At 45.3% G+C, this 17,468-nt stretch carries 13 protein-coding genes; 8 read left to right on the top strand and 5 right to left on the bottom strand.

All coding sequences use genetic code 11. The annotated features are described in order from the left end of the window. Nucleotides 1–8: 8 nt before the first annotated feature. The 3 genes from UQW94_RS04135 to UQW94_RS04125 are packed head-to-tail and all read left to right on the top strand — an operon-like array spanning nucleotide 9 to nucleotide 4,315. Entirely contained in the window at nucleotides 9–2,261 is a 2,253-nt protein-coding gene (locus UQW94_RS04135; RefSeq protein WP_322142021.1) for a proprotein convertase P-domain-containing protein, read from the top strand. A gap of 25 nt (nucleotides 2,262–2,286) precedes the next feature. Next, nucleotides 2,287–3,738 carry a DUF1566 domain-containing protein gene (locus tag UQW94_RS04130; RefSeq protein WP_322142020.1) on the top strand — a complete coding sequence of 484 codons (1,452 nt, stop codon included), beginning with the start codon at nucleotides 2,287–2,289 and terminating at the stop codon, nucleotides 3,736–3,738. Between the two features lies 1 nt (nucleotide 3,739). Further along, nucleotides 3,740–4,315 carry a DUF1566 domain-containing protein gene (locus UQW94_RS04125; protein WP_213968266.1) on the top strand — a complete coding sequence of 192 codons (576 nt, stop codon included), beginning with the start codon at nucleotides 3,740–3,742 and terminating at the stop codon, nucleotides 4,313–4,315. 107 nt (nucleotides 4,316–4,422) lie between these two features. Here UQW94_RS04125 and UQW94_RS04120 read toward each other — a convergent pair whose 3' ends face one another. After that, nucleotides 4,423–6,066 carry a methyl-accepting chemotaxis protein gene (locus UQW94_RS04120; RefSeq protein WP_154203997.1) on the bottom strand — a complete coding sequence of 548 codons (1,644 nt, stop codon included), beginning with the start codon at nucleotides 6,064–6,066 and terminating at the stop codon, nucleotides 4,423–4,425. Between the two features lie 330 nt (nucleotides 6,067–6,396). Between UQW94_RS04120 and UQW94_RS04115 the strand changes: the two genes are divergently transcribed. The 5 genes from UQW94_RS04115 (at nucleotide 6,397) to UQW94_RS04095 (ending at nucleotide 12,398) form a co-directional block, all read left to right on the top strand. Beyond that, nucleotides 6,397–7,218 carry a phosphate ABC transporter substrate-binding protein gene (locus UQW94_RS04115; RefSeq protein WP_005375153.1) on the top strand — a complete coding sequence of 274 codons (822 nt, stop codon included), beginning with the start codon at nucleotides 6,397–6,399 and terminating at the stop codon, nucleotides 7,216–7,218. A 100-nt stretch (nucleotides 7,219–7,318) separates the two neighbouring features. After that, a complete protein-coding gene (gene pstC / locus UQW94_RS04110) occupies nucleotides 7,319–8,251 on the top strand; it encodes a phosphate ABC transporter permease subunit PstC (protein ID WP_005375154.1) in 933 nt (310 codons plus the stop codon). Nucleotides 8,252–8,273: 22 nt separating this feature from the next. Then, nucleotides 8,274–9,137: a phosphate ABC transporter permease PstA gene (pstA, locus tag UQW94_RS04105; RefSeq protein ID WP_005383923.1), complete on the top strand. Its 864-nt coding sequence runs from the start codon at nucleotides 8,274–8,276 to the stop codon at nucleotides 9,135–9,137. 60 nt (nucleotides 9,138–9,197) lie between these two features. Then, nucleotides 9,198–9,947, top strand: coding sequence for a phosphate ABC transporter ATP-binding protein PstB (gene pstB, locus UQW94_RS04100; protein ID WP_005375156.1), 750 nt, complete (start codon nucleotides 9,198–9,200; stop codon nucleotides 9,945–9,947). 327 nt (nucleotides 9,948–10,274) lie between these two features. Beyond that, the gene (locus UQW94_RS04095) at nucleotides 10,275–12,398 is read left to right on the top strand and encodes a diguanylate cyclase (protein WP_238843698.1); all 2,124 of its coding nucleotides are present in this window, start codon (nucleotides 10,275–10,277) and stop codon (nucleotides 12,396–12,398) included. Between the two features lie 129 nt (nucleotides 12,399–12,527). Here the strand turns inward: UQW94_RS04095 and UQW94_RS04090 are convergent, their stop codons facing one another. From UQW94_RS04090 to UQW94_RS04075, 4 genes are read right to left on the bottom strand one after another with little or no spacing between them, the layout of a single operon-like run. Continuing rightward, a complete protein-coding gene (locus UQW94_RS04090) occupies nucleotides 12,528–14,174 on the bottom strand; it encodes a BatD family protein (protein ID WP_322142019.1) in 1,647 nt (548 codons plus the stop codon). A 4-nt stretch (nucleotides 14,175–14,178) separates the two neighbouring features. After that, complete coding sequence (locus UQW94_RS04085) at nucleotides 14,179–15,996, bottom strand: VWA domain-containing protein (protein WP_322142018.1); 1,818 nt, start codon at nucleotides 15,994–15,996, stop codon at nucleotides 14,179–14,181. Beyond that, a complete protein-coding gene (locus UQW94_RS04080; protein ID WP_318122849.1) occupies nucleotides 15,989–16,993 on the bottom strand; it encodes a vWA domain-containing protein in 1,005 nt (334 codons plus the stop codon). The genes UQW94_RS04085 and UQW94_RS04080 overlap by 8 nt, the downstream gene beginning before the upstream one ends. Beyond that, nucleotides 16,986–17,462: a DUF4381 domain-containing protein gene (locus UQW94_RS04075; RefSeq protein ID WP_322142017.1), complete on the bottom strand. Its 477-nt coding sequence runs from the start codon at nucleotides 17,460–17,462 to the stop codon at nucleotides 16,986–16,988. Before UQW94_RS04075 ends, UQW94_RS04080 begins: the two co-directional genes overlap by 8 nt. Between the last annotated feature and the right edge of the window lie 6 nt (nucleotides 17,463–17,468).

Raw genomic sequence — 17,468 nt, 5'->3', positions numbered from 1 at the left:
ACGAAATCATGAAGCTAAAACCATTGGCGTTTTCACTGCTTATTGCATGTACCCCTGCGGCGCTGGCTGCAGAGTGGGATTATCCCTCAACGGATTCTGTGGTGACCAATGAAGCGCAAGCGAAAACTTATCTAGACAGCCACTACTCAGAAGCGGGCGAGTTTAAGTTCCGTTACAAAACCCAGTCTCAGCTTGGTGAGCATTACAATTTTGATGTTTGGGTAAACGGTGAATATCAAGCACAGCGTGCCCTAGTAGTAACAACCGATAAAAATCATCACGTTGTGCGAGTGTTTAAGAGCCTTGAAGATACGATAATTCGCAACGGTAAACCAACGGTTGCAATGGAATTGGAATCGCCTCGCCAACTGCAAGCACAAGAGCCACCTGCTCTGAGCTCTGGAAGTCTGGTTGATGTTGAGGTTTCTTTATTCAACCCAGATCTTCGTACCATGCAACAGCAAGCGGCACCAGAATCGACGTGGTCAGCACTGTCTGATTACCCTCAGCCGATCGAGTACGTCACCAAGTCGATTGAGGTTTTACAGTCGGGCGGCAAGTTCTATTTGTCTAACCCAAGATTAAAGCAAGTGGATGCGACGGGTTTACTTGCAGCCCCAGCACCTGGTGAAGCGCCTGTACTCGATACGTTGGACTTCCTCAGCGCAGAAGGGGTTCAAGCATTTGACAGTGTTGATGAGATGCAAAGGACCGAGTTTGGTGACAATGCGTTCCCACAGTTGATGGCTTTTTATCATCTTGATAGCTCGATCCAATATCTGACAAGCCTGACTTACGAATTGTTTGACGAACCGCTTCGTTTTGATGCTCGCGGTTTATCAAAAGATAACTCTACTTACTATTACGGTCCGAAAGCACTCATGCTGGGTGTCGGTGGTGTTTCTCCGGATGCAGTCGATGCTGATGTAGTGATACACGAGCTTGGGCATGGCATTCATTACCAAATCGTACCGGATTGGGCGTACGGTCACACTGGTGCTATCGCAGAAGGTTTTGCTGATTACTGGGCGGGCAGCGCGAGCTACCGCACTCAATATTTGGATGCTTCGCGTCGTGGTCAAGAATTCGAGTTAGATACGGTGTTCAACTGGGACGGTGTGTTCGGAACACGCAAAACAACTCGTAGCTTATGGAACCAAAGAGCGCGTTACTTCGAGGGCTCAGAGTATCCAGCGCACGTCAGTGTGGGCGGTGAACTAGGCGACGAGCTATGGTCAACGCCACTGTTCCAAGCACTTAAAGCATCGGTTGAGCGATACGGTGATGATACCGATAACGTATTCCGTGAGTTTGACGCCATTATACTTGAAGGCATGTATGGCATTGGTCGTGGCGTGAAAATGCATGATCTGGCGGAATCGACCGTGTTTGCCGCAAACACCTTGTTCCCAAATAAAGATTACGCCCAACTCCTGACGGACAGCTTCAACAAACACAACTTACTTAAAGCGCCTCTTCGCGTTCGCTATGACGCTCGATACATCGCACAAGGTCAAGACGTGGGTGTGAGCCTGAGCCAAACTGGCCGCGAAGCGAGCATCAAAGGGCAATGGCAGCTAAACAACGCATCCGTTTTCGACTTTGATGAAACGCTTTCTGATTCGACCTCTATGAAGGTGGCGTTACCAAGCGGTCTGACGTGTGGCACGCAATTCGATTCCTCTATTTCATTGGATTACCAATTTGCAGAAGGTTTAAAGACTCACCAGTGGAGTGAACAGGTGATGCTGGTTAATGGTACGCCAGAGCTTGATATCCAGCCTCAATCAGTGAATTCCGCTTTGCCAGAGCAGGGCGACAGGCTGTTCTCTCAGACGCTATCGGACAAGTCACTCACGATTGATGATTCGTTTGCGGTTTACCTGAACATCGAACATGACTCACTGCAGGATCTGCAAGTGACGCTTGTGTCTCCACAAGGCAAATCGGTCGTGCTACTTAGTCATCAATCAAGCAATACCAATGGATTTAAAGGTTACTTCACAGCTCAGTATGACGATGAGTTACAAGCGCTTGTCGGTCAACCGAGTTGGGGTACTTGGCGTCTCGAAGTGTCTGACCGCGTGTCAGGAAACTCTGGGGTGTTGAAAGAGTGGGGTGTGAGTCACTTTGCTCAGTATCAGTGCAGTGCTGATACCACTAAAGAAAGCAGTGGTGGTGGTTCAGGTGGCAGTGGTTCGCCTTGGACCTTGTTAGGACTTTTCCTGCTTTCAATGGTGAGAGTGATTCGCTCTCGTTAATTAAAATCAAAAGAAGATAAAATCTATGAAGTTTCAATATTCTTTCGTTGCTATGTCACTAGCCCTAGCTGGCTGTGGCGGTGGTTCTGGTGGTGACACGTCGGCACCGACCTATGATGTAGCTGGCACCATCGTTTCTGCAGGTACACTTCTTGATACGCCAGTGTGCATCGATTTAAACCAAAACTACGTTTGTGATACTACTGAACCGAGTGCTAAAACGGATAATGCCGGTAAATTTAGCCTGACTTCAAGCGACAAAAACGTACTAACCAGCACCATTCTTGCTCAAGTTGATCAAGGTTCGAACCAAACGTTGCGTCTTGCGGCTCCGGGTCAAAATTTAGCAACGGGTAACACGGTCAATGGTGTAACAACGCTGCTCGCAGGTCTTGTGGTTGACGGTAAAACCGTTGCTCAAGCTGAAGAGATTGTGAAAGCGCAACTCACCGATGCCGGCGTTTCTCTTTCTGGTACGGTGATGTCTAACGCAGAAGCTAGCGAACTAGACAAGCTAGAGCAAAACACGGTTGCGCTATTAGCTGCGATGCAACCAAAGCAAATGATCAAAGGCGTAGCGCTGCTTGCTCAAAATCTTAGCTTCCAAGGTAAATCGTTGGCCTCTGATCTTCTGTCTGAAGCGGAAATAAGTGCATTTGCTGAAGAAATTGTAGCGGTTGCTGAACAAACGGTTGGTAGTAACGATACGGGCGCCGTTCTTTATTTTGCTGAAGGAGCAGCAGACGTAGTAGAGGTTCAAGCGTCTTACCCTGGTCAAGATGCGGAATACGGCTTCGATAAAGAGGACAAGCAAACGTCGACAGGCGCTGGCTTTAAGTTCGTTAAGCTAGATTCACAAGGTGCAGCTTTAGCTGCAGATGCGACTGAGTGGGCTTGTACTATGGACGAGCGTACTGGTCTTGTTTGGGAAAATAAGAGTGCGGATGCGAGCTCGGTTCAATTTAAAGATCGCCTATTTGCGTTTGAGTCTGAAACATTTAAGCCATTTAGCAAAGATGTAGAGCTTGCAGGTTGTAAAGACGCTGGTGATGAAGTTTGTACCACTAGCCAATATGTTGAGTACATAAACAAACAATCGTTATGTGGAATCACTGGTTGGCGCTTGCCTACTTACCGTGAAACATATGACTTATTAGACTTTGGTGAACAAACACTGTTCGCTCCGAACGAGGAATATGCGCCACACAACGTGTATGGTTTCAATGTTAAATACTTCCCACAGCAAACGATAGGCAGTCCTTATTTAGAGTATGGTGCGTTTTGGCATAGTGACTTTACGTTTGTGAATACATCATCACAGCTCGTTGATGCTGAGGTTTATTTTCCTGCAATTATCTCTCGGGGCGCAGATAGAGGCACTATTTCACTCGTCGATATTCGCTCAAGCAACACAAGTGCAGACGCCGATGACTCATACCAATTCCCAATCCGTCTAGTAGCAGTAAAGGGCCAATAAGATGAAGAAATTAATAACTGTACTATCTCTTGCTTTGGCTTCTCAAACTGCAATGGCTGCACAAGAGTGTTCTACTGACTTTGCTAAAACGGCACCTAACACGCGTTATACATATTCTGAAAACGGTACCGTAACTGACTTAAAAACAGGTCTTACATGGATGCGCTGTCCAGTTGGTATGACATGGAATGTAGGAAATCAAGAATGCCAGGGGACACGATCTACAATGTCATGGCAACTCGCTCTCTCCACAGCCAAACAAATTCGTAATAAGGACGGCAACCATCCTCTTCACAATTTTGCTGACAAAAAAAATTGGCGACTAGCAAATATCAAAGAGCTGGTATCTCTAACTGAGCGAGCTTGCCACAGCCCAGCCATAAATAGTACAGGGTTTGCTAGCGGCTATAGTCTGACAGATGGAGATGATGTTCTAGGGCGTTATGTCTGGAGCAACACACCTAATGGCGACGGTAAGCATGTTGCAACTTTTGATACGACTAATGGTGAGGTTTTCAATAGAGATCCGTTAAACTCAAGTTTCAAAAGTTCTCTCTTGTTAGTGACAGATGAATAATAATTATTACGTTAATAAGGGTTGATAGCTTTGCCTTTATAATAAGCTCCGCCAGTGCGGAGCTTTTTCTTTTGTGACCTTTGGAGCTTATCGTGTTGTTCAGAGATTTAAACTTGGAACTGCTTAAGCTGATGTTTTTGGTTTTCCGCTAAGCCAGAAAGCTCTTGAGCGGCAGCAGCGGATTGCGTAATGCCAGTGACGTTCTGGCTCACTAGTTCATAGATGTTCGTTAAGTTGTTGTTGATATCAGCCGTGACCTGCTTCTGCTCTTCTGATGCGGTCGCAACTTGAGTGTTGATTGAGTTCAGATCGGCGATAGCATTACTGATATTAGCAAGTGATTGGCTAACTTCTTGTGTAAGAGCTTGGTTGTCTGATAACATGGCTAAGCTGAAATGCATACTTTCATTTGCGTGACCAGATTGTTGCTGTAGCTCTTCTATAATGGTTTGGATCTCTTTGGTGGACTCCTGAGTTCGCGCTGCCAGCATACGTACTTCATCGGCCACTACCGCAAAGCCTCTGCCACTTTCGCCCGCTCGTGCAGCTTCAATCGCTGCATTCAGTGCAAGTAGATTCGTTTGCTCAGAAATACCTTCAATCACTTCGATCACGCGACCAATGTGTTCTGATTGATCTTTTAGCGAAGTCACGACGGCAGCGGCTTCGTTAAGTTGTTCCGCCATCTTTTCACTTGCGCGAGTACTTTCTCCAAACATGCTTATACTTTGTGAGGTTAACGTACGTGCTTGATTTGATGCACTATCGGCTTCTTGTGCATTGGTCGATACTTCAGCTGCGGTCGACTCTAGCTGATTGATCGCCGAGGCTACTTGCTCAACTTCTTGCTTTTCTTGATCCGAGTTGACGCTGCTTTGAGTCATAACAGTTGCTAACTCGGTTGATGCTGATGCCACATCTTCACTAATGCGAACCAATGCGCTTACAGTTTCACGCAGTTTTTCTATGGTCTGGTTTACATCCCGAGCCAACTGAGACACTTCGTTTTTCCCGATGGCTTCGGCCTTAACTAGTAGGTTTCCCTTCGCGACTTCCTGCATCGTTACTTGAAGGTTACGAATCGGCGCAACGATGTAGCTGGCGAGTACCCAACTAATAAGTGAAGCGGCACTCAAGATCACCGCAAGCGAGACGGCGCTGTAAGTTAGCGTGGTTGAATGTTGTTCGCCATTCGTTTCGACTTCATCGGTGACGATTTGATTCAATTGTTTAGACAGTTTGTCGATGGCGTTGATCATCGCTTCGCCAGCTAATCGATACTCAGCCATTGCAGATTCGTACTTTTGATTGAAATCAGAGGTGGTGTAATCAGAAGAGTGTTTAGTGGTGAGCAGAGGTGTCATGGTAACGCGAGTGAAATCAACATAGTGATTCATGGCCTTACGCATAGCATTGACTTCATTTTGAACGCCAGGGAGATTGTCGATGGAGTTAAGAAAATCGCGGTTTTTGTTTTGTCGCTCAGAAAGCTCTTGGTTGAGAGACTGAACATCTTCGGCTCTAAATAGACTATAAATGGCTTTGATGCGCATGGCGTAAGTGTTGTCTACGATGCCGCTAAGTTCCTCTTTGTGAATGATTAGCTTATGGGTGGAAGCCGAAACCTTATTGAATGCTTGATCGAGTTTACCGATTCCGACACTCAGTCCAATGATGAGTAATATAACTGTGAATAGAACAGGCAGAAAAACCTGAAGTTTAATAGAAAGCGTACTAAGAAATTGACGCATGAGATTGACCCTCTATCGGTTTGATTATTATCTTTTTTATAAATAAGCATTTCGATTTTAATTGTTACATTCGCTAAATCAATGAGTTACTCATATCTAATTGTTATGAAATGTACCAAAATCGATGGGGTTATCATCTTGAACATGAGGCAACTTATAAAAACGTTACGTTCAAATTGAGAGAGGGATAAGTCGCGGAATTAATAGTTAGAAATGACAACGTGTCATAGAGGGTTCAACTAAGTGAAACACAACTGTCATATTCAAATTCTAAAGTGAGCACCGTTCAAGTGAAACACAACGGCAATAAAGCCACTTAAGGAAATTGTGATGAAAAAGACAGTAATCGGTGCAATCGCACTTCTAGGCGCAATGGCAGTGACTCCTGTTTCTGCTAAAGAAACTATCTCTGCAGTGGGTTCTAGCAGCGTAACTCCACTGATGGAAGTTTTCTCTGAAACGTACATGAAGAAGAACCCTAACGTATTTATCGAAGTTCAAGGTCCTGGTTCTTCAGCTGGTGTAAAAGCAGCGAAAAATGGTTCAGCAGACCTTGGTATGTCTTCTCGTAATCTAAAAGACTCTGAAAAAGAATCAACACTAATCGAAGAAGTGGTTGCTCGTGATGGTATCGCAGTGGTTGTTAACCCACAAAACAAACTGCCAGGTCTAACAGCCGAGCAAGTGACTGCAATCTACAAAGGCGAAGTATCAAACTGGAAAGAAGTCGGTGGTGCAGACAAGCCAATCGTAGCCATTACTCGTGACACGGCTTCTGGTACTCGTGGCGCATTTGAAGACATCATGTCTCTAAAAATGAAGATTTCTGGTAAGAAAGTATCAGCTATCTCTCAACGTGCTCAAGTTGCAAACGGTAACGGCGCACTGAAAACAATGGTTGCATCTAACCCATACGCAATCGGCTACATTTCTCTTGGTACTGTAGACAACACTGTTAATGCGCTAGCAATCGACGGCGTTGATGCAACGGTAGCTAACGTTAAAAACGGTTCTTACAAAGTAGCGCGTCCATTCCTTGTTCTTTACAAAGAAGGCAAGCCATCAACAGAAACGCAAAAATTCCTAGACTGGATGCTAACTGACGAAGCGCAAGCGCTAGTTGACCAAAAAGGTTACATCTCAGTTAACTAATCCCATCGGGACTCTAAAGTTTGCTCAGCCCAACGTTTCGGGCTGAGCCTTTTCTATCCATTGTGTTCAACGGCATTGCCCAGAACCGTGAGATTTTTAAATGACCATCGCAACAAATAGTGAAAAGCTTATGAATACTGACGCTAGAGCTATCAGCAAGTCAGGCCTACGCGAGAAGCGTCGTGTAGACTGGAAAGAGCGCATCTTCCACGGCTTGTTCCTAACGAGTGCCGTAATCGGCATTGTTTCATTAGCCGTTATTGCATACTTCATCGTTCGAGAGAGTATTCCGGCATTCCAAGAAGCAGGCGTATCGGGCATTGTCTTAGGACAAAACTGGTTACCACCTGCGCTTTACGGTGTCGCCACCATGATTGTGGCATCTATCGTATCGACGGCTGGTGCTGTCATTGTTGGGGTTCCAATTGGTGTTCTGACCGCCATTTTTATCGCTGAAATCGCACCAAAGCGATTAGCAGACATTATCCGTCCAGCGGTTGAGCTGCTAGCCGGTATTCCTTCAGTGGTCTACGGTTTCTTCGGTCTGGTTATTATCGTTCCATTGATTCAGAAGGTATTTGATGTACCTGCAGGTAACACTATCTTGGCCGGTATTATTGTTCTTGGTGTGATGATTCTACCAACAGTAATTACGGTATCTGAAACGTCTATCCGCGCTGTCCCTCGTACTTATAAAGAAGGTTCTTTGGCACTGGGCGCATCGAAAATCTACACCATCTTTAAGTTGCTCGTTCCAGCGGCTCGCTCAGGCATCATGACAGGTGTGATACTGGGTATCGGTCGTGCGTTGGGTGAGACCATGGCGATTATCATGGTTATGGGTAATGCGCCGGCAATGCCAGAAGGCATCCTTGATTCGGCTCGTACACTAACTGCAAACATCGCTATTGAAATGTCTTACGCAAGTGGTGTTCACGCGAACGCACTTTACGCTACAGGTGTAGTACTTCTGGTCTTCATCATGTCGTTGAACGCTGTACTACTGTACCTAAACCGAGAAAAAGCGAAGTAATCGCTCGTTAAAGGTGACTATTATGGATCGCGCAAAACTAAAAAAAGCACGCCAGTTCAAAGATAATGTCTTTAACGCATTTGTCTGGATCTCGGCAGCACTAACGGTAGGTTTCTTGTTCTGGATTATCTGGTACATCCTATCAAACGGTCTACAACACGTAGATTGGAACTTCATTACTGATAATTATACGCGCACAGGTGAAGAGCACGGTATCTTCCCAATGATTGTGGCGACCATTTACATGGTTATCGCTTCTATCGCAGTGGCAGCGCCACTCGGTATCATGACGGCAATCTACTTGACCGAATACGCGAAAGTGGGCAGTCGTTTGGTGAAAATCATCCGATTCTGTACCGAGTCATTGGCGGGTATCCCGTCGATCATTTTCGGCCTGTTTGGTATGACTTTCTTCGTGGCGATTCTTGGCCTTGGCTTCTCGATTCTGTCGGGTGCATTGACGCTAAGTATCCTAATCCTGCCAGTTATCATCCGTACAACGGAAGAAGCGCTGATGGCAGTACCACAAACGTACCGTGAAGGCTCTTATGGCCTCGGTGCTTCTAAGATTTACACTATCTGGCGTTTGATTCTTCCGAGCGCAATGCCAGGTATCTTAACCTCGGTCATTCTAAGTATTGGTCGTGTCATTGGTGAGTCTGCTCCAGTATTCCTGACAGCAGGTATGGTTGCACGTATTCCGGATTCTTTATTGGATTCAGGTCGTACGCTAACCGTTCACCTATACAAACTGACTACCGAACTGTTTACCGTTGAAGAATGGAATCAGGCTTACGGTACGGCAACAGTGCTTATCGTAGTTGTTCTCTTGATCAACATGGTAACGAAACTGATTGCTAGACGTTTTAACACCGCAACTTACTAACAACACTAATTAAGAACGCACGTTAAAAGACACGAATTCAAGAATTAAGAGATTAAGACAATGAACAAATTTGATATTGAAAACCTAGACCTATTCTACGGTGACAACCAAGCACTGAAATCGATCAACTTACCAATTCCAGTTCGCCAAGTAACTGCACTTATCGGCCCGTCAGGTTGCGGAAAATCAACGCTTCTACGCTGTTTGAACCGAATGAATGATCTAATCGAAGGCGTGAAAATTACAGGTAAATTGGCGATGGACGGCGAAGATATTTACGGCAACATTGATGTTGCTGACCTTCGCATCAAAGTCGGCATGGTATTCCAAAAGCCAAACCCATTCCCGATGAGCATTTACGAGAACGTGGCTTACGGCTTACGTGCTCAAGGTATCAAAGACAAAAAGACAATTGATGAAGTGGTAGAGCGTTCGCTGCGCGGTGCTGCACTTTGGGATGAGGTGAAAGATCGCCTTAAATCACACGCATTCGGTCTTTCTGGTGGTCAGCAGCAACGTTTATGTATTGCACGTACAATCGCGATGGAGCCTGATGTGATTCTGATGGATGAACCAACGTCGGCACTTGACCCAATTGCGACACACAAAATCGAAGAACTGATGGAAGAGCTAAAGAAGAACTACACCATCGTTATCGTGACTCACTCAATGCAACAGGCGCGTCGTATTTCTGACCGCACTGCGTTTTTCCTAATGGGTGAACTGGTTGAGCACAACGATACGCAAGTGATCTTTAGCAACCCTCAAGACGACCGTACTCAAGGCTACGTAAATGGTGATTTCGGTTAATCCACCGTATTTACAAGCATAACTAAATAACTATAAGCGATGGTAACTTTGCCCCTCTTGATGAGGGGCCTTTTTCTTTTTAAGTCGTAGGCTTAAAACATCTACCAACACAAAAATCTTGTAAATAAGTACAACTTTCCTCCCCAGTTTATAAAGCATGTAACTTATGTGAAACATGGCTTTAAAAGTGCTGAAGAGTTCTCGAATGTAACACTAAGTCTGATAATTTTGCGAATGACTTAACAGCTCAAATTTGAACGTATTGATTGCATATCATGGCCTAAGTAGTTTTTTATCGAGGATAAAAAAGTAGATTAGGTTGGTAGGGTGAGTTTAAGAAGTTTTACAAGAAAAGTGTCTTCAACGAGGGACCATCGGTTGCTAGCGGAGGCAATCTTTGATCATTTAGAGAGTCTGTTCTCCCCTCAAGCCCTCGCTATTTTTGAAGATCCTTCAATTAACCCTCGTCATTCGATGAGCTTCTCTCGCGGAGAGCTTTACCCAACCCAAAACTATCCTGAGACATTCTGGGAGTGGGCAAGTCAGTTTGATACCTCTGAAAGCATCATACCTCTGGCGATCAACACTTGTAACTGGAATCACACCCGAGATTTAGGGGGTGACAGTTACATCATGATGCTCGACAACACGCCTATCAAACGTACCTACCTACTGATTCAATCTGTACATGCTCTCACGGCACATAATATCTATGAAGAAAGTTACGACGCAATGCAACTCGCAGCGGCGCGTTGGCAATGTATTCGTGCTGAAAAAAATGCCTCGAAAGAGATCAGGCACAGAGATATTCGTGAAGCGCAATATGTTGATGAGATTAGCCAACGCGAGCGCTTTATCGAAAATATGAAGTTAGTTCAGCAAGTTGCACTCGAAATCTCTAATCCTGATTCTTTAAAGGACTTGTACTACAAAGCCGTCGAAGCGTTACGTGAACGACTTGGGTTTGATCGCTCTACACTGATGCTTCTCGATATGAAAAAGCGCAGCTTCAGTGGTACATACGGCACGGATGAGTCAGGAATTACGATTGATGAATTTCACACACAATACGATTTACACCAACTTAGCGAGGAGTATATCACCGCGTTATCTAGCCTAGAGAGCAACTTAGTGATTGTAGAAGACGCGCCAATATACACAGCAGGCAAGGTCATCGGGCAGGGCTGGAATGCGATGTTGATTTTACGCGATGGCAATGAACCGTTTGGGTGGTTCGCGCTAGATAACTTTATTCATCGTAAGCCGATAACGGCATATCAAAAACAGATGTTGGACTCGTTTGGTTCACTCTTCTCTCAAATTTACATTCGTAAGCGCCAAGAACAAAACGTACGCATGTTGCATTCAAGCATGGTTGAGTTATCACGTTGCACTACTGTCAGCGGAGTATGTAAATCGGCCGTCACTTTCGCCATTAAAAATCTTGGTATTGATCGAATGGCGGTGTTTTTAACTGATGAAAATTGCTCTTACATGCAAGGAACGTGGGGCACCGATATTCAAGGGAACGTGGTGGATGAATCTTACTTCTTTGGCGAAACCCAAGATTTCTCTCTTATAAATTTGGCTCGCTCAATGCCAAACGAAGTCGCATTTGAAGAATCAGTGCCTATTTATCATGACTGTAATATTGTTGGCTTTGGTTGGGCTGCGATGACGGTATTGACTTCAAATAGCAGTGGTCCTATCGCCTTTATCGCTGTTGATAATTTGCTGACACGTGCGCCCTTAACTTCTCAGTTACGTGAAGTGATTCGTATGTTCGCGTCCAGCTTAGCTGAAGTATTGCAACGTACTCAAGCTCAAGAGGCGATTCGCGAACTAAACGAAAACTTAGAGCTGGAGGTTCAGAACCGAACAAAAGAGTTGGAGGAAGCCAATCGACAGCTTGAGGTACTTTCTAAGCTCGATCCTTTGACGCGTCTTGGTAATCGCCGCATGTTAGAGCATGTGATGCAAAAATATTGTGCCCTAGAGTGTGAAGACGACATGTCGTTTGGCCTGATCCTGATTGATATTGACCATTTTGGCTTATTCAATAATCACTATGGTCATCTCGAAGGCGATATTGCATTGATGCGAATTGGCTATATCTTGGATCATCATACCAAAGGTGAAGATGAAGTTTTTTGCCGTATCGGTGGTGAGGAGTTTGCGTTGCTCATGATTGGTTCTGAGCAAGAGGAGGTTCGATTGAGAGCAGAGTGCATTCGTCAGTGCATCGAGGGCGAGGGGATAAAGCATCGACATAACCCAGAAGGAGAGTTACTTACCGTTTCAGTCGGTTACTCTTGTTATAAAGCGAAAGGCAAAGACTTTAATTTCGACCATTTATATCAGTTGTCGGATAAGGCACTCTATCAAGCGAAGAATCATGGGCGAAATTGTGTAAGGCGATACGAATACGAGCCCCAAGTGTTTGTTGAGTGAGTGATGTTCATAAGATCAACTTGATAGGGAAGGGGGCGGCGGTTGGTGCTCTAGATAAAACCGCTAAAGCAAATTTGACCGCATAAGAGAATGGGCAGCTCATGAGAGCTGCCATTGTTATCTAGTTATTTATAGCTTTTCGAGTTGGTGGTCGGTTTTCGTTACGTTTGCTTTGCCAAGGTTTTGAATTTTCGCTAGCAGCGAATCAGGGCTCCAAGGTTGTTGGTTAGCACTAAAATACGCTTGATTCATGGCATTAAGCTCTTGCTTAATTGCTTGTACGTCACCAGGGTTTAACCTGTCTTGATGAGTGGTTAAATACTCATTTACAGAGCGCTCAATTTTCGCAGCATCGCCCTCTTCGATGACTTTTTTTAGCGCGTCGATGCAAAGTGGTTGTTCAGTATTTGAAACCGTTCCACTCGCTGTTATTGACCGCTTTTTCCATGCCCAAGTAGCGATTACCAATGTCATTATCCAAAGCCCTAAGAAAACAAAGGTTAATGTTCGCCAGAGACTGTTTACATCGCCGCTTGATTCAGGACTAGGGGCTGACACTAAAGGCGCTGAAAGAGGCGATTCCGGCAACGTGATTAGCCCAGTGTCATTTTTCTCTACGTCTAATGTTAGCTCTGGTAACGTTGTTTTCTTCGCTTCATCATTTTGACTGTCCCACCAGTTCAAGTCGTATCCTGGTAAGGTATATTTCCCGGCCTCTGTAGGAATAATGACTTGCTTCACCGTCATGGTAACGGTGCCATCTCTCGCGCTATCGAACTTAGGTTGTTCGGGATACACGCGCAGTGAACTCGGGTAACTAATATTGACTCGTGGCAGATATTCGGCTTGTGTACCGCGAGCCTTAACTTGAATGGTTCGAGTGAGTGAAGAACCTTGCTTTACTGTGTTGATCGCGTTAGTCGACAGTAGATTACCTTGATCGTCTTGCCAGCTCTGTGTCATTTCTAACGCTGAAGCAGGAAGCCATTCACCTTTAAATTCGCTCGGAATCGGTTTGACCGTGATTGGCATGCGTTCCGCTTTGGTGTTGATAGGCATTATTTTGGTTGAGCCCGTCAAGCTGTCGCCATAAATATAAGAACCGGTCAGTTTAGGACCTATCAAGGTATAAGTGCCTGGTTGATTGGCCGTTAGGCGAAACGACTGCTCTATGACCGCTACTTCTAACCCATTTAAGATCTTCTGTCTTTGCTGTAAGCCACCCAGTGCCTCAAGCTTCATGCCTTCAATTTGCGGAGGTACTATTTGTGGGTTATCTAGGCGTCGAGTGTCCGCTTTGATTAGAAGCTGTATACGTAATGTTGCAGATTGCTGAGGGTAGAGCGTACTGTTGTCGACCGTAATATTGAAGCTAAATAGATCATCAAGATTGGGGTCTGTTTGGCTCGCGTTGACACGTAGTTTGATCGGCTCCGTTCTCATACCATCAGCGGAAAAACTTGGAATAGTCAAAACACCTTCTTTCATTGGTGCAATTGAGATACTCCACTCGGTACGCACTGATTTTCTTCCGTTAATGTTATTGCTAGAGCGGCCATAACGAGGTTGACCCAAGAAGAAGTCTTTCTCTAGAACGTTGAAGTCGATTGCGTCTGAGCTGAGCTCAGTATCTGAAATGATTCTGAGGTTAATCACTTCATTCTTGGCTACTTGTGTTTTATTCACACTAGCTTGAAGTGTCTGTGCCATCACCGAGAAATTGGATATTAGGCTGGCCACAAAAATAAAGACCAGTTTTACGCCTTTGTTCATCACAGGCTTACCACTCCTTTTGAGATTGTTGTGGAGGTTGTTTTTGTTGCGCTTGAAGTTGCATTTGCGCACGGATCAAAAAGCTTGGGTCGCGAGCACTTTCTACTGCTTCTAGTCGACGAAACTCAGGATCATCCTGATGCATTTTTTCGGGATGCGCTTTAGCCTGTATTGGTTCACCTTGATCCTTCACTTGCTTGTCATCTCGTTGCGGTTGATGTTGTTCCGTTTTTTGTTTTTCTTTTTTATTTTCAGAATCCTGCTGATTTTGTGACTGTTGTCCTTGCGCTTCTTTCCCTTCGTTTTGAGACTTTTGTTGCTGTTGCTGTTGCTGTTGCTGTTGCTGTTGCTGTTGCTGTTGCTGTTGCTGTTGCTGTTGCTGTTGCTGTTGCTGTTGCTGTTGCTGTTGCTGTTGCTGTTGCTGTTGCTGTTGCTGTTGCTGTTGCTGTTGCTGTTGCTGTTGCTGTTGCTGTTGCTGTTGCTGTTGCTGTTTTAGCTTTTCTTCTACAACCGATAGGTTTTTCTTCGCGGCTTCAAAGTTAGGCTTTTCCTCTAGCAGTCTTTTATACAAATCAGCCGCATCTTCTAATTGACCATTTTGAGCGAGCGAGTTGGCGAGGTTATAGCGGCCGTTAAGGGAGGCATCATGAGAAAATGCTTCGATAGCGGCTTCGTAGTCACCTTTTTGATAACTGGCGGCTCCTTTCCAGCTTGGGTTTGTAAATAGGTTTTGCGCCTGTTCATACTCACCTTGCTTGTAGAGTTCCGCTCCTTGTTGGTCGGCATTTAAGAACGGATTAGCTTCTGCATGCGGTGTCCACGTTACTGGGGCTACACTCGCAACTACCATCCAAATCAGGCCGCGTCGAAACAGTAAAGCCGCAGGAAGAAGTAACAACGGCAGTAACCAAAAGCCACTGTTGAGACGAGAATCAGTTTTAACTTCTTCGCTTTGGGTCGCAGAAAGCTGGCTACCAATGTTATTAGTAAAGGCCGCGATATTTTCAACATCACGGTTGGTGTGCTGAATAGGAACAAATAGACCGCCAGTTTTATTCGCTAGCGTCTGTAGGTTTTTCAGGTTTGTTTTCGCTACGACGGTTGTGCCTTGTGCCGTTTTTAGCAGAGAGCCATCGGGCAGCGCGATAGGTGCACCGTTAGGAGTCCCGACGGCAAGAACAGAAATGCGAAACTTTGTACCTTGGACTAAATCTAACGCGCGAGACAGCTCTGACGTATCAAGATCATCCGCTAACACGATGATATCGCCTTGTTGCGTGCCGGCTTGAGAAAACTGGTTGATCGCAAGTTCAATCGCGGCAGGCAGGTTTGCTCCTTGAAAAGGCATCAGCTCTGGTGACAAATTTTCGATAATGCCCGCAAGCGTACTGGAATCAGTTGTCAGTGGACTTAAGTTATAGGCATCGCCAGCGTAAGCAATAAGTCCAGTGGCTCCCTCTTTCCATTTTGGCAGCAAATCGAGCGCCTTATAACGTGTTTGTGCTAGCCGATTGGGTTTGATGTCTGTAGCAAACATAGAGCGAGACATATCAAGTACCAAGATCCGGTTTTGGTTTAACTCAAAGCTTGGTCGAGCATTGGACTGCCAGCTTGGCCCCGCTAATGAAATGCAAGTTATTGCCCAAGCTAAACCCCATAGAGTGAAGTAATGCTTAGACTGCGTGTTTTGTCCGAGCATCCGCGATAGGTGAGGGGCAATCAGTGTGGACTTTTGGGCTCTAAATTTGTGATTAAGCAAGAGTGCTATAGGGATCACGATGAGCCCCAAAAGCCAATAAGGATTGAGGAAAATAAACTCAGCCATGTTTTCTCCTTAATAGGAATAACAATACCGATAATACAAATGCAGCGCTTAATGGATATGGAAACCATTCAGACTGTGGGCGCCAAGTTTGTGTGTCGCTAGATACGGGTTCTAGCTGGTTGATTGTGTCATAAATCTTTTCGAGCTCTTCCGTATCTCGCGCTCGAAAATATTGTCCACCTGTCACCTCTGCCACTTTAGTCAGTGTTTGTTCATCTAAGTCGGCTGCGGTGTTGACTTTGCGAGTCATGAAAAACTCTTTCACCATCATTTCACCAGCGCCCACGCCCACGGTGTAAATAGTGGCGTTGTATTTTTTCGCAATTTCCGCTGCTTTTAGCGGCTCGAGCACCCCTGCAGTATTGCTGCCGTCACTGAGCAAAATCATGACTCGTTGGGGAGCATCACTGTCTACAAAGGTTTTTGTGCCTAAACCAATACCATCACCAATGGCGGTTCGTTGACCAACCAAACCGATGACGGTTTGATTAATCTGTTGCATGACGCTTTTTCGGTCTGCAGTGAGTGGTGTTTGCAAATAAGCATGGTCGCCAAACAAAACAACTCCGAGACGGTCACCTTTTCTCTTTGCTACGAAATCAGACAGAACTTTTTTGACTGCTGTGAGGCGATCGATATATTCGCCGTTGAGTTCCATGTCTTCCTGCTGCATCGAACCGGACAGATCGACGACTAACATCAAGTCCCGATATTTGGGTTGGAATTCAACGGGATCACCAAACCAAACTGGACGCGCACAAGCGACGACAAGAAGGCCCCAGATCGCGATTGAAAGTGCTTTTTGCAGCGCTTGCTTAGGCTTGCTGCGATTCTCATTAGTTGGTAAGTACGCCAATTTGATCTCGGCTTGTTGAGATTCTTGTGGCAGAAACTTGTATACCAGCCAGGGGATGGGCAACAAAAACAGTGCCCACCACCAGACAAATTCAATGTTTAGCCATTGGGCAAGATCGGTTATGAGTGTTTGCTCAGTCACGGTTATTTGCCTTTTTCTTTGGTGGCAAAGCGTAGGTTATCCAAAAGACACAATCGTCTACCAAGCTTTGATGCTGCTCTTGGGAAGAATTCTGATACAACGCTTCTTGCCACTGATGTTGTTTGTCTACGAATCGACTTTCTTTGGTATGGCTATCGAGAAATTCATACCAAGCGATTCCAGTTAATGGTGCGATCTCTTCACGCGGAAAGTAACTCAATGCTGCCTGGCGCAATATTTCCAGAGCAGAGGAAGGGGTATGAGGCGCGGTAGGTTGAGTTAAAAGTGTTAATGCTGTCTTTTTTGCGCGTAAGTGTTTTTTACGCCATCTCACATAAAGACAAATGCCGAAAACGAACAGCAAGGTTGCTGCAAGCACCACCCACCATCCCCAAGCGAGCGGAAACCAATCCGGTGCGTTTGGCAAAATCAAAGGTTCAAGGTCTAGGCTTTGGTTGTTTGTTGTCATTATTAT

Origin of the sequence: Vibrio sp. PBL-C16 (assembly GCF_034321865.1) — a bacterium.
Classification (GTDB): Bacteria; Pseudomonadota; Gammaproteobacteria; order Enterobacterales; family Vibrionaceae; genus Vibrio; species Vibrio alginolyticus.
The sequence above is the reverse complement of the archived record's forward strand: the minus strand, read 5'-3'. Positions and strand labels throughout refer to the sequence as shown.

What these genes read in the sequence shown, in the direction of transcription:
- UQW94_RS04135 (WP_322142021.1), top strand. Translation starts at nt 9, where the DNA reads ATGAAGCTAAAACCATTGGCGTTTTCACTGCTTATTGCATGTACCCCT.
- UQW94_RS04130 (WP_322142020.1), top strand. Translation starts at nt 2,287, where the DNA reads ATGAAGTTTCAATATTCTTTCGTTGCTATGTCACTAGCCCTAGCTGGC.
- UQW94_RS04125 (WP_213968266.1), top strand. Translation starts at nt 3,740, where the DNA reads ATGAAGAAATTAATAACTGTACTATCTCTTGCTTTGGCTTCTCAAACT.
- UQW94_RS04120 (WP_154203997.1), bottom strand. Translation starts at nt 6,066, where the DNA reads ATGCGTCAATTTCTTAGTACGCTTTCTATTAAACTTCAGGTTTTTCTG.
- UQW94_RS04115 (WP_005375153.1), top strand. Translation starts at nt 6,397, where the DNA reads ATGAAAAAGACAGTAATCGGTGCAATCGCACTTCTAGGCGCAATGGCA.
- pstC (WP_005375154.1), top strand. Translation starts at nt 7,319, where the DNA reads ATGACCATCGCAACAAATAGTGAAAAGCTTATGAATACTGACGCTAGA.
- pstA (WP_005383923.1), top strand. Translation starts at nt 8,274, where the DNA reads ATGGATCGCGCAAAACTAAAAAAAGCACGCCAGTTCAAAGATAATGTC.
- pstB (WP_005375156.1), top strand. Translation starts at nt 9,198, where the DNA reads ATGAACAAATTTGATATTGAAAACCTAGACCTATTCTACGGTGACAAC.
- UQW94_RS04085 (WP_322142018.1), bottom strand. Translation starts at nt 15,996, where the DNA reads ATGGCTGAGTTTATTTTCCTCAATCCTTATTGGCTTTTGGGGCTCATC.
- UQW94_RS04075 (WP_322142017.1), bottom strand. Translation starts at nt 17,462, where the DNA reads ATGACAACAAACAACCAAAGCCTAGACCTTGAACCTTTGATTTTGCCA.